At 52.8% G+C, this 13,534-nt stretch carries 6 protein-coding genes; 1 reads left to right on the forward strand and 5 read right to left on the reverse strand.

What is annotated here, in order from left to right; all coding sequences use genetic code 11:
- Window positions 1–16: 16 nt before the first annotated feature.
- The 4 genes from ACS5NO_RS14970 to ACS5NO_RS14985 all read right to left on the reverse strand — a co-directional run bounded on the left by ACS5NO_RS14970 (window position 17) and on the right by ACS5NO_RS14985 (window position 8,164).
- Window positions 17–2,104, reverse strand: a complete 2,088-nt coding sequence (locus ACS5NO_RS14970; RefSeq protein WP_439415907.1) for a CehA/McbA family metallohydrolase domain-containing protein — start codon at window positions 2,102–2,104, stop codon at window positions 17–19.
- Between the two features lie 229 nt (window positions 2,105–2,333).
- Window positions 2,334–3,068 carry a DUF3823 domain-containing protein gene (locus ACS5NO_RS14975; RefSeq protein ID WP_439415908.1) on the reverse strand — a complete coding sequence of 245 codons (735 nt, stop codon included), beginning with the start codon at window positions 3,066–3,068 and terminating at the stop codon, window positions 2,334–2,336.
- 65 nt (window positions 3,069–3,133) lie between these two features.
- Window positions 3,134–5,002 carry a RagB/SusD family nutrient uptake outer membrane protein gene (locus tag ACS5NO_RS14980; protein ID WP_439415909.1) on the reverse strand — a complete coding sequence of 623 codons (1,869 nt, stop codon included), beginning with the start codon at window positions 5,000–5,002 and terminating at the stop codon, window positions 3,134–3,136.
- A 12-nt stretch (window positions 5,003–5,014) separates the two neighbouring features.
- The gene (locus ACS5NO_RS14985) at window positions 5,015–8,164 is read right to left on the reverse strand and encodes a SusC/RagA family TonB-linked outer membrane protein (RefSeq protein WP_439415910.1); all 3,150 of its coding nucleotides are present in this window, start codon (window positions 8,162–8,164) and stop codon (window positions 5,015–5,017) included.
- Between the two features lie 209 nt (window positions 8,165–8,373).
- Between ACS5NO_RS14985 and ACS5NO_RS14990 the strand changes: the two genes are divergently transcribed.
- Window positions 8,374–12,435, forward strand: a complete 4,062-nt coding sequence (locus tag ACS5NO_RS14990) for a two-component regulator propeller domain-containing protein (RefSeq protein WP_439415911.1) — start codon at window positions 8,374–8,376, stop codon at window positions 12,433–12,435.
- Window positions 12,436–12,515: 80 nt separating this feature from the next.
- Here ACS5NO_RS14990 and pfkA read toward each other — a convergent pair whose 3' ends face one another.
- A complete protein-coding gene (pfkA, locus tag ACS5NO_RS14995) occupies window positions 12,516–13,514 on the reverse strand; it encodes a 6-phosphofructokinase (RefSeq protein ID WP_439416151.1) in 999 nt (332 codons plus the stop codon).
- Window positions 13,515–13,534 lie beyond the last annotated feature (20 nt).

The raw sequence follows: 13,534 nt of genomic DNA on the forward strand, positions 1-13,534 counted from the left end.
ATCAAGAGTTGAGCGATTAGTTGGGGGTTTCGAGCCAGACCTGCTGGGTGAAAGCCCCATTGATAGCGGCATCCCAGACTTCGACCCGCACCCAGGTGCGGTTTTTAAGATTGGTGTCGAACCGGTATGCTTTTTTGCCGAAGGGCAAGGTGTTTGTTAAGTCGATGCGTTCGCGGTAGACCTGTTTGCCGTCGCCGGAAATGATTTCGGCAAACGACAGCGGGAAGGTCCAGTTTACGTTCAGGTTGACCGTTGCTTTTCCACTGGCCGGTAAGGTCAGCGTTTCGCCGGCCCCTTTGCCATTGACCGTAAAAGCGGGCAACATGACTTCCCCCGTGGTCACGAAAAACTTCCCCTGCTTCATGACGTCCAGAACCGGTTGCCAGCCCGCGCTGTAGTCGGGCAGTTTGTCCATCTGCATATAATTGACGTTCAGGTGGGCGTAGGTTTCATTTTCGGGTTCCATCGTAAAAATGTCCGATTCCGCGATGGCGTGTTTTTTGTGACCCCAGTTCGAGTAATCGTCCAGCAAATCCAGCACCCGGCGACTCAGTCTCGGTTCCGATAAATCAGCGGGAATGTTTTTCCAGGCCGCTCCGAAGAAATGATCAGACTTGAAAAAGGCTTCTTCCTTGTATTTGTCCGGATACCCCGTCGAGCCTTTGGTGCGGGCGTGGGCCGTCCAGGCCAGGCCATTTTCAGCTTCCAGCAGCTTCAGCATATCGTGCTTGTCGGCAATGCGGTAAACCTTTCCGTATTTGGGGTCTTCGGTAACAAAAGGCATGTCGGGCTTTCGCGACATAATCCAGTACACATCCTTCGGAAAAAAAGACAGCCAGTGTCCCCCGAAAAAATTATTGGGCTCTTCGCCGGGCAGTAACAGAAATTCCTTGTCCGACAGTCGTTTGCATTGTTCATGCAGTGCTTTCAGTTCCCGTAGCCGCAGGCTGTCTGGGCCTTTGGGGTGGCCGGGGCCGTGAAATTCCGCCAGGTGAACAATATCAACTCCGTGGTCCTTGAACACCTTCACGAAGTTGGGGTTTTCCGGAATGGGCTTACCCGCCAGCACCACCTTCATCGTAAATTCATTGTGGAAGTGGCTCGACATCGTTTTGTAGCCCGGCACCACCGGGTACTTATCGTTGTGTGTGAACCGCTTCACTTCGGCCAGCGTTTCAGCGGGTTTGTCGGTGCTGAGCAGGCAGAAAAAGTTGAGCCGTTGCTGGGTGCCGGGGGGCGCGTTCACCCAGGGAACCCACCGCCGGTCGCCCATCAAATCCTGCCGGATGCCGATGCCAAATTCCGGAACCAGACTCCGGTACCCGGTGCCATACCACGTAAAATCGAGGTTGTAGGCTTCGTCCAGCGGGTAAAAATATTGGTGGGGAGCCGGAAAAACCGCCAGCGTTCCGTTGGGGCCACTGCCCATGATGGTCCGGTATTTAACGGCCTGGGCCTTATTTGGAACGGACAGGTCGACCGGCATTTCCTGCATCCGGTTCTCCGTGTCCGACCAGGCCAGTGACGTCCAGCCGCTGCCGGTTTTGCTCACCAGACCCGCATCGTAGAGAATGGCGGTCGAGTCGACCTGCGTCGCCATCACAGCCGCTATGTTGAACAGCGGACTGCCCTGATACACGGTAATTTCGATGGCGCCTTTGAACGATGCGGCTGCGACTTCGCCAATCCGCAGCACGGTCCGGGAGCCAATGGTGCTGACGCTGGCCGACCGTTTCGCCAGCTCAACGGTGTAGGCTTTGTGCGGCAACCGGTTGGTTTTATCGAAAAAAATGTTCCAGCCGTTCTGTGAGACCAAATCCCGCTTGCCCACCGTGAGCACGAATGCCGGGTTCAGGTCGGTGGCTATTTCACTAAACTTCCCGACCTTCGAAAGTTGAATGTGGCTGAAAAGTGGTTTATCCGCGGCCAGGTTAATCACCAGCCGCCCTTTCTCTTTACCCACAGCAGGCCAGGTCACCACCAGGTCATTCCCCTGCTGTGAAACCGTTGTGGGGCCACTTTTGGTAAATTTCGACAAATCGACCGGAACCTGAGCGCGGGCCACTGCGCCCAGAAAGGCAAACAGGAAAAGAAAGTATTTCATTGAATCGAGGCTAAGTACTCAGTTAAAAATAGTTTATAGTTTACGGTTTATAGTTTCTGAGTCAACTCATCAACATAGTCCCGGTTCGTTTAAACCATAAGCTAAAAACGATTAACGATTTACTCTGTATACGTTGTTGGTGACTATCAAAACACTAAGCACAAAGGTTCACAACCAAAACCGGCGATTCCGAACCTTTGCTGCTTAGTAGGCATTACCAACCAACCTATTACAAAGTAATTTTCTGTACCGGCGTATAGATCATGTCTTCTACACCCGTAATTTTCAAGCCAATGCGGGCAAACACATACCCTTGTGACGGAACCAGCGCGGGCAGTTCGCCCGTGGTCAGGCTCACATTGGCCAGATCCTTGATGTCGGCTCCGGCCAGGTCGGCTTTGTTGAGGCTATTGCCCGCATCGACAAACTGGGTTTTGTTGACGTACAACGAAACCCGCTCGACGGTCTTTCCATTGGCCGCATCGGTAATCACTTTTTCGAGGGAAACAGTACCGGTTATTTTCCGGGCATTGTTCGAAATTTTCGGGTTTCGAAGCATGTAATAAGGCACCACTTCGATGTCCATCGCTTGGCTGCCCTGAATCTTGATGTCCAGACTATCCGGGGTATTAGCGGCTGTTCGTTTCCAGAGAAAAGGCCCCTGTCCGTTGGGGACAATCAGTTTGTAGTCGCCGTCGAAAAGCAGCGACGAGAAGGTGCCGTCCTGCTTGATCGGTATCCGGATCGAACTGCGGTTGTTATACGCTTTCTGCCAGAGTTCCAGAAAAACCGGAAAATCGGAGTTGTTGGCCACCGCAACGTTGGCGCTTTGGATCAGCAGGGGTTCACCCTTGTACACAATTCGCCCTTCGAACGTGGATTTGGGTGGTTCGAAATTGTCTAGTTCGCACCCGGTCAGACCGACCAGAAGCAGAAGGACGAGGTAAATGAGGGAGATTTTCATGGCTTTAAGTAGGTCGCGGAGCGGAGCGAAATACCAGGCGGTATTTCGCTCGTTCGCCCATTCGCTTATTGGTTAGGGTTACGGACAATCGTAGGGTTATTATTGATAATGGCATCCGTGATCCGCGAGTAGTAGTTGCCCAATCGGAAAACGTGGCTTTGCGTTACCCGGCCCGACAGCACCTTCCGGAACACCCATTTATTGTGGTTGGCCCCACCGGGATTATACACCTTGTACGGCCAGAGGCTGTAGACCCGCGTGCTGGGTTCGGTGGCCTTGCCGGGCTGGGTAGTCAGGTCGGAGTTGCTGCCGTCCCAGACGACATGGGCAAGGCGCCACCGCTTCATATCCCAAAGGAGGTGGTTTTCGTAGGCCAGCTCCACTTTGCGCTCGTGAACGATCCGGTCGAACGTGACTTCGCCCGGGGTAAGTGCCTTGGTTAAACCGGCCCGGTCGCGCACCTGTTTCAGATAACCGGCGGCCACTGCATTCTGCCCCAGTTCGAAAGCGGCTTCGGCCGCATTGAGGAGCACTTCGGCGTAGCGATACCGCACGTTCCAGACCTCGCTCTGTGTTCCAATCTGGCCCGAACCCGTTACGGGATCGTTGTATTTCCGCATGTAAAAACCGCCCTGCGCCGAGCCATCGTAGCCGTCGATGGGTCCTGACAAACCCACCACCTGCACCGAAACCCCATTGACCGGCTTAAGCTGGCCCAATTGGTCGCCCGACAGAATGCTGCCATTGGCTAACACCAGCCCGGCGAAGATGTCGATAGGCCGGTTTTTGAAGATGGCCCCCGGCACCAGCACCGTTCCCTGCAAACGCGGGTCACGGTCGGCGAAAAGGTCTTCGGGCTTATCATAATAAATGTAGTCGTTTGGGTTGCCCTTATTGATGGCCAAAGGCGCAAACGAGTTATCTAATTTTTCGAACGACTGCACCAGGTTGAGCGAAGGGTTCAGACGTCCCCCGCGTTCGCCTTCTTCGGTGATGGCGCGGGGCTGATTGTCGAGCGCAAAGCTGTGAATCTTACCACTTTGCAGCTTATAATCTTCGACGAAAATGACCTCCGGGTTATTGGCCTTGTCCAGAAAAATATTGGCAAAATTGGTGGAGAGGTCAGGTGCTTTCTGATAGAGTGAATACTGCCCGGAGGTAATCAACTCCTGAGCCGAAGCCAGGGCGGTTTGGAAATAGGCATTTGCTTTGGTAGCCGGAATGCCCACTTCGCCGTTCGGCAGCGAAACCGTTGGCGTATTGACCCCGTATTTAGCGATGGAACCGGCGTAGAGCGCAGCCCGGACTTTCGAAGCCAGAGCCAGCCCGTAGGTAGCGCGGGATTTTTCATTGGGGGTTTTCGGCAGAATCGATTTGATAGCCTCAAACTCGCTGATCACGAAATCATATACCTCCGATTCTTTGGCGCGGGGTTTACGGAGGTAACTCGCATCTCCGCTGTAATCGTAGGTCAGCGACTCGGTAACCAACGGCACACCACCCATCCGTTTCACTAACTCAAAATACGCATTGGCCCGCAGAAACCGGCCTTCGGCTGCGAACCGGGCCTTGTCGGCCGCACTCAGCCGGGTAGCTGCGTTGACCCGCTCGATGAACAGGTTAATTTCCCGGATATAGCCATAGTCCCACAGGCTCCAGTCGTCGTAGCTGTATTCCCGGTTTTGGTGCCGTCCGTAGTCGCCCGAGGCAAAAGCCTCATCGAAGCTGGCCATGATTCCAAAATTAGCGGGTTCGACCAGGTCGGGAATGCGGTTATACAGATCCGTTGCCGCCGACAACACCAGCCGGGGGTCACTATAGACCTCGTCGACCAGCAGAATGTTGGTGGACTTAATATTCAGGAATTCAGCATCATCCTTGCAGCTCGTCGTTAACGCAAAGAGCGCGACGAGTGATAAAATAGTTTTCTTCATGGCGGGGTCGGTTTAGAAGCTCAGGTTCACTCCAAAATTGAACAGTTTGGTTTGCGGGTATTGTAGCCCGTTTTCGTCCTGCACTTCAGGGTCGATGCCGTAAGGGTGGGTGTTGTCGATGGAGAACAGGTTGTAGGTGTTCACAAACAGACGGGCCTTCTGGATCTTCACTTTCTGGGTCAGCAGCGCCGGCAGGGTATAGCCCAGTTCCATCGTCCGGTTGCGGAGGTAACTGATATTCAGGAGCCACCAGGTCGAATTTTTATTGATGTTGCTGTGTCCGGTATCATTGTAGCGAAGGGGAATTTCGGAACCGGCAATCCACGGACTATCCGGGTTGAGCGGATCGGCCCGGCGCCAGCGGTCATCGAACAGCAGGCGCGGCACATTCCCGGTGTTCTGGTAGGCGTTGCGCTGCTCAAACTGCCGGTTGATGGCCATCATCGTGCCGCCGGAGAAATCCATTGCAAAATCAAAGCCTTTGTATTGCAGGGTGAAGTTCAATCCACCCGACAGAATCGGCGTGTTGTTGATACCGTAGCCAATGGGCCGTTCGTCGCGGCTGTTAATGACGCCATCGTTGTTCTGGTCGCGGTAAATCAAATCGCCCGGAATCATGGTCCGGTTGCCCTGTCCGTCGTTGTTGACCACGTAGTTGTTGATCTCTTCCTGCGACTGAAACTGACCGACGGCTTCATATCCCCAGAAAATATTGCTCCAGCGGTTTTCCAGCGATTCGCGGTATTCGAGCAGCGAGTTGCCGTAGCGCGGATTGTAGGGACTCAGGAACCGGTTTCGGGCGTAGGAAATGTTGGCACCGATGGTGAACCGGACGCCCCGGATGTCGCCATTATACACCAGCGAGGCTTCGCCACCAACCACGGCATCGCGCTCCAGGTTCTCCTGCGGCAGGGCGTAGCCCAGTTCGCTGGGCACAAACACGTCGCTCTTCACGGCAGGCAACCCGTCGCGTACCCGTCGGAAATAATCGAGCGTACCTGTGATTTTGTTGTTCAGCAGCGAGAAATCCACCCCAATGTCGGTCACTTTGGCCTTCAGCCACGAAATCCGGTCGAAGGCAATCCCCCGGTCGCGGGCCGCAACGGTTGTTGTTCCCGACATGATGCCCACGCCGGTGTTGTAGTTGTAGCCGGGATTGTAGGCAAAGGCGTCAAGGTCAGCGTTATTGGGCCGGACGTTATCATCACCCAGCATCCCGTAGGACGCTCTCAGTTTGAGGTCATTCAGGAAGGCCCCGTCGTTGGTCCATTCCTTAAAGAAGGGTTCCTCGGTAATTCGCCAGGCCATAGAAACCGATGGGAAGGTACCCCAGCGTTTGGTGGGGGAGAATTTCCAGGAAGCATCGCGCCGGGCGGCCACTTCCACGAAGTATTTGTCGGCATATCCATAATTCACCCGACCGATGTAACCGACTCTGGCCTGCGTGAAATCGGCATCATTGTAGGCAACAATGTCGGCAAACTGCATCACGGGCAGCGAATTGGTTTTAGGCACGGTACGAGCCTCCACGTTCCGTTCGCGCTTCTTGAGCCGCTCGGTCAGGGCAATGGCGTTGATGGAGTGCTTGCCAAAGGTGTTGGTATACAGAAGTTGCAACTGCCCGATATTTTCGTCAATCTTGTTTACCACCCGCTGCCGGTACGGATTCTGGCTGCCACCCGTCCGGTTATATTGTTGGGTGCTTGGATTGTAGGTGTAGGTGTCGTAGGTATACTCAAATACCTCGCGTTGTGAATCCCGGAACATGTACGAATACAATCCCTTGACGGACAAGCCTTTGATGGGTGTCTGGTATTCGACCGTTGCCTGGGGGGTTATCGACGAATAGACCTCCTTGAGAAAACCCGACCGCGCGTAGTTGAGGTAGCCCCAGTTGGAGGCCGGATTGCTGATCGTATTGATGTAATCGGGGTTATCGTTGGCATAAGGGCGTTCGCCGGGACGGTTCCGGAGAATGGCAAACTTGGGTGCCACATAATCGTCGCCACCCGGCACCCCCGGATTTTCGCGGGTTTCCTGCCGCCCGGCAATCGTCAGTCCGACTTTAATCCGGTCCGTAACCCGGACGTCGATGTTCGACTGAATATTGGAACGGTTGAATATGAACTCGCGGCCCATCACCGAATTCTGGTCCAGGCGGGTAGCGGAGATGTAATAATTAATCCGGTCCGAGCCGCCACTGGCACTCAGGTTGATGTTCGACTGGGGCGAGTTGGGCTGAATAATGAAATCATACCAGTCGAAGCTCTGGTAACCGTATTCGGTGCCGGCTTTATACTTGTCCAATTCAGCCTGGGTGATGGCCGTGGTGCCGTTGCGGTTTACTTCGGCTTCGGCTTTGCCCAGGTTCCATTCATAGGCGTTCACAACCGTCGGAAAACGGGTCCAGTTCTGAAAACCATAGTAAGCATCCAGGTTGATGGTGCTTTTCTGCCCAACGACCCCGCGCTTGGTCGTCACGATAATCACGCCATTGGCCGCCCGTGAGCCGTAGATAGAAGCGGAGGCATCTTTCAGAACGGTAATGGTTTCGACGTCGTTCGGCGAGAGGTTGTCGAACTGGGTCTTGTCTTTCGGCACCCCGTCGATGATGAACAGGGGATTGCCACCCATGTTCCGAATTTGAATATTGGCAGCGGCACCCGGCCGGCCATCGGCCTGACGGAACTGTACGCCCGGAATCTTACCGGCCAGCGTTCCGGTTACGGTAGCCGCATGAACCCGCCCCACATCGCGCGACGTCACGGACGAGATGGCTCCCGTTATCGATTCTTTTTTCTGGGTACCATACCCCACGACAACAACCTCCTGCAATCCTTTGGAATCAGGGTCGATGGTTACGTTCAGCGTGGACTGATTCCCGATGGGTACTTCTTTGGACAGGTAACCAATAAACGAGACGACCAGCGTGCCGCTCGTCTGGTCGGCCGGAATCGGGAGGCTATACATACCCTCGGCGTTGGCGGAAGTACCGGTTGTGGTTCCTTTCAGCAGAACGGTAGCTCCCGGCAGCACCTCCCCTTTGTCACCCGTAATCTTTCCTGTCAGGGTACGTTGCTGCGCCAGCGCAGGAATCCCGATCAGAAGAAGCAGCAAGAACCCAGGCAGGCAAATTGCCTTCATGATGGAAATGTTCTTCATAGAAATGAATTTAATTAGAGGATTTTGTGAGGAATAGGCATCTCCTTTGTAATCTGGCATAATTCAAAGGAATGATTTTGCAATTATAAGAAGTAGAGAACGGCGTCGTCTTTACTTTTGATCAATTAACCAGGACAGTTGTTCAATTTTTGCCTGTTAATATCCTATTCTGAAGAATTGTGCGAATCACAATACATCTAGCTGAATTTATGGCGACGCAAAAAAGAGGCTATTTCCTGCTGCCTACCATTAAATTCACCAGTCTGATTTTCAGCCTATTAACCCTATTCTCTCCGAAGAGCACGGCCCAAAAATTTTATTTTAACGCACTTACATCCAAGCAGGGCTTGTCGCACAATAGTGTATTTAGCATTACCCAGGACCACAAAGGCTTTATTTGGTTCGGTACGCGGGGTGGCGTTAGCCGTTACGATAGCCAACAGATAAAAAATTATCCGCTGAATGCCTTTAACCCCTACACTGAATCTACCCGTGTCAGATGCCTGTATGCGGTTGGGGATGAACTATGGGTGGGAACCGCCGGTGGTCTGTTTAACTATCTTTTCGATAAAGATGAGTTTGTACCGGTGTCGCTGGGGAAAAGTCCGGTCAATATTTCTGTCATTCAGCGGGTATCATCGGGCGAACTGTGGGTTGGCTGCCGGGACGGGCTGTATATTCTGTCAAAAAATGGGTCAGTCCGTCGCATTCTGCCGTCACAGAACGTCCATGCAATTCATGAATACCGGAAAGGTTCTTTTCTGATTTTGCAAAACAACACGCCCTGTGTCATCAACGGGGCCGGTGAAACCATTGTCTCCCTGGCAATCGAAGGCGGAAACCCTAAAAAAGCATTTACGTTCCGCGATCACAAACTTTTTAAAGACCGGCGGGGGGCTATCTGGCTCAATACAGAAACCAATCTGTTGCAGTTGGATGAAAAGACGATGACGTTCAGGCCAATGGATTGGTTTGTTCGGCTGGTCAAAGACCGGGTGAGGGTCATGCGCACGGTTTCTGAAGACCAGGCCGGCAATGTCTGGATTGGTGGCGAATCGGGCGTAATGATGATCGACAGTCAGCGTCGGATGGTGCAGGGATATGATAAATCATTTACAGCCTCGCCTTACGGGCTAACCGACCGGGCGGTTTATTCAAGCTTCGTCAGCCGGGACGGAATGGTTTGGCTGGGTACATATTTTGGGGGTGTCAATTATACCAAGCCCGTCGGAATTTCATTCGAACATCTGTTTCCGGCCACCGACGGGCAAACCATTGCGGGGAAGGCCATTAGCCAGCTAGCCATCGACGGGCAGGAACGGCTTTGGATCGGAACCGAAGACGGAGGCATCAGCATTCAGGATCGGGCAACCGGCCGCTACACCTACCACAACCAGGATAATGGACTGAGTGACAACAATGTACACGCAATTTCGATTGACAAGTCGGGGGCGGCCTGGGTGGGGACATTTTTGGGAGGGCTAAACCGTATCGACCCGGTATCGGGAAAAAAGCGCGTGTTTCTCCACAATGCGGACGACTCTACCTCGCTGGCCAGCAATTTTGTCAATTCCCTGTTTCACGACAAAACCGGCCGTCTTTGGGTAGGTACGACGAAGGGAGTCAATATTTTTGATGAGAAAACGGGCACCTTTCGGCTGTTTAAACCCAATGCGTTAGGTACTCCGTTTATCATTGATATCATGGGCGATGCGTCGGGCCGGATTTGGTTTGCTACCGAAAACTCGGGAGTGTACCAATATGAACCCGTCCTTGACCAATTAACCCATTTCCACGCTGGCAATACGCCCGTTTTGCGGGGCAATCAGATCATCAGTATTTACGAAGACGCAAACCATAATATGTGGTTTGGCAGCCTGAATGCGGGGGTTTATCAATGGAATTACCGACAGAAAAAGTTTGTTCCCCACCCGGTACAAGCGCAGTTGTTAAACCAGACCGTCTATGAAACGCTGGAGGATAACCACGGCACTTTCTGGTTTTCGACCAACAACGGTTTGCTGTCCTACAAGCCGGACCAGCAAACGCATCGTCTTTTCGACGGCAGCAACGGGCTTCAGGCCACGCAGTTCAATTTTAAATCGGCCTTAAAAGACCGGCAGGGTTATCTGTATTTCGGTAGCGTGGACGGCCTTTGCTATTTCAATCCCGACAACATTACGAAACGCGTTTTTGACCCGCCGGTTTATTTCACGGACCTAAAACTATTCAATAAAGAAGTGCGGGCCGATGGCGAAATGATGCTCACCAAACGCCTTGACGAAACCAGCGAACTCGTCTTTAATTACGCACAAAATGTAATTACGCTGGATTTTGTAGCTATCAATTATTTCTCCAAACGAACGAATTATTACACCTATTACCTCGAAGGCTTTGAAGAAACCTGGGGGCCGAAAACCACCGTAAACTCGCAGACCTATACCAATCTTTCTCCCGGTCAATACACGTTCCATGTCCGGTCCTTTCAATCGAACGGCGATTTGTCGCCAACCGAACGGACACTCCGGCTGATTGTGAAACCGCCCTTCTGGCGTACCACCTATGCCTATTTGCTCTACGCGCTGTTTGGCATTGGTTTATTGGTGGTCTACCGGCGAATCATCACGTACCTGAACCGCCAGAAAATGGCCGTGCAGGTGGAGCGGGTCGAAAGGGAAAAAAGCCGGGAATTAAACCAGCAGAAGCTGAACTTCTTCACGTTTCTTTCGAACGAGTTCAAGACCCCCATTACGCTGATTATTGCGGAGATTGACGAACTGATTCAAAATAATCAGGCTTGGCGGGCCGATTCGGCCACGAATTACAGCGTGATCAAGAAAAACGCCCGCCGGTTGCAGGCGCTGATCGACCAGATTACGGAACTCCGGAAAACGGGCCACGAAATTCAGAAAATTCACCGCACCGACGCCGATGTTATCGCTTTTATCAAAGAAACCCTGAAAGGATTCGACCCGTTGCTGCGGGCAAGGCAGATTCAGAAGCGGCTCACCTTTTCGCCCCCCTATCTGATGGCCTCCTTCGATGCCGGAAAGCTGGAAATGATCATTGGCAATGTGTTCTTTTACCTGATCGACCAGTTGACCGAAGGGGACGAACTGAACTTCGACGTTGAGGTTGTGAATACGACGGAATGTGAACCGGCCGAATTGCGGTTAACCTTCACCTTCGAGGGGCAACCGGAACTTTTGACCAGTATTGAAACCAGCTATCAATATGCCGGAAACTCTGAAGAGATTTTTGGGCAGGACAACTCCCTCAACATCGGTATCCTCCTGGCCTTCAGCCTGCTCAAATTACAGGCCGGCCGGGTGTCTGTTTTCGACGCCAACAATCGAAGCCGACTTTCGCTCCAGATTCCGATTCAGAAAACACCCGTCAGCAAAATCACCCCGGGTGCTAAACTCCAGCATTCCATCAGCCAGCATATTGTGGACTCACCGGAGGTAAGTCTGCTGCCGGATGGGGAGTGGCTGAGCCCTCCGGCCGATGAATCCTTACGGAGCGATAAACCCAATCTGCTGATTATCGAACGCTCGAAGGAGCTGGCTCAGTTTCTGAAACGCCATTATGGTGAAATCTACCGCATTAGTGTGGCAAACACCTTCAACGAAGCCTTGAAGAAAGCCGAAACGATGCTGCCTGAAATTATTCTGTGCGATAGCGATATACACGATAAAGAACACCGGAGCGTATGCCTGGTGCTAAAAAGAAACCCTCAGACTCAGCACATTCCGGTTATTCTGTTACTGGACGATGAAGATGACAAAAAAATCATCGAGGGGCTGAACAATGGTGCAGATGGATACATCGGCAAACCGTTTAGTCTGAAAGAACTGGATTTGATCATTGGCAATCAATTGAATACCGTTTCGTTGCTGAAAACTAAATTAACAGACAGCCTGGCTGGTTCCTTACGGGGTGCCCTGCCCCGGCGAAACAAAGACCAGGAATTTGTGCTGAAGTTTGCCGCCCTGGTGAACCAACAGTATAAAAATAAAGAGGTAACCGCCGATGAACTGGCCAGGCAGATGAATTGCAGCCGGTCGCAGCTTCATACAAAACTGAAAACCCTCACCGGCCTGAGCACCAAAGAATACCTGAACGACTATCGCCTGGGGCTGGCCCGGCAGTTGCTCGAAGGTGGTATGAGCGTGAACGAAGCGGCCTTCGAGGTTGGCTTTAACGACCCCAATTATTTTGGTCGGGCCTTTAAAAATAAATTTGGGATTATCCCCAGTAAAATCTGCTGATCAATGGGTATGACTTCCGTTTGTACCCTTACACCCCTCCCCAATTTTGTGCCGACCGTTTTTTAAACAACGACGGTATTTCAGTCGCGAGTGTCAGGTGACGCCGAACCATTCAGGATCGTGACCAGCCGCAACAACTCCTCGCTAATGGGTTTGGAACGGGAAACAGCCTCCTGCAAATCACTGTAAACCAATCCATTATTAACCACGCCCACCATCACATTCTTTTTACCTTTCAACAAGCCTTCTACCGCTCCCAGCCCCAACCGGCTCGCCAGAATCCGATCACCGGCACTCGGCGCCCCTCCCCGCTGGATGTGTCCCAGGGTTGTTACCCGCAAATCCAATTCAATACCGGGCTGTTTCCTGATTTGTTCGGCGACCACCGTTGCCGTCCCTCTTCCCTCCCCTTCGGCCAGCACCAGGATGGCCGACGATTGTGAACCATTCCGGCCCTGCTGGAGTCCTGCAATGAGTTCTGCAACCGATACGCCGGTTTCCGGAAGCAGCACCCGCTCGGCGCCCCCCGCAATGCCCGACTGAATGGCAATGTAGCCCGAATCGCGGCCCATGACCTCAATCAGAAAGATGCGCTCGTGCGAATCCGCCGTGTCACGAATTTTGTCGATAGCCTCCACGGCGGTGTTCACGGCGGTATCGTAGCCAATGGTATAATCCGTGCCAAACAGGTCATTATCGATGGTTCCGGGCACGCCAATGACGGGAAACGAAAACTCGTCGACGAATTGCAAAGCTCCTTTGAAGGTGCCATTTCCACCAATGACGATCAGGCCATCGACCGCCAGACTCGTGAGGTAATCGTACGCTTTTTTCCGGCCTTCAACCGTCCTGAATTCAGGACTACGGGCCGATTTGAGGATGGTTCCACCACGTTGAATGATGTTGCTGACGGTCGATGAAGTCAGTGGAATACCATCCCCGAGAATCAATCCGCTGTAGCCCCGGCGGATGCCAATCACTTCAATGCCATGGTAGGCGGCTCCCCGGACCACCGCCCGGATGCAGGCATTCATCCCGGGCGCATCCCCGCCTGATGTTAAAACTGCCACACGTTTCATCATAACTCTTACTTTAAATG

Origin of the sequence: Larkinella fluvii, assembly GCF_051857545.1 — a bacterium.
GTDB lineage: Bacteria > Bacteroidota > Bacteroidia > Cytophagales > Spirosomataceae > Larkinella.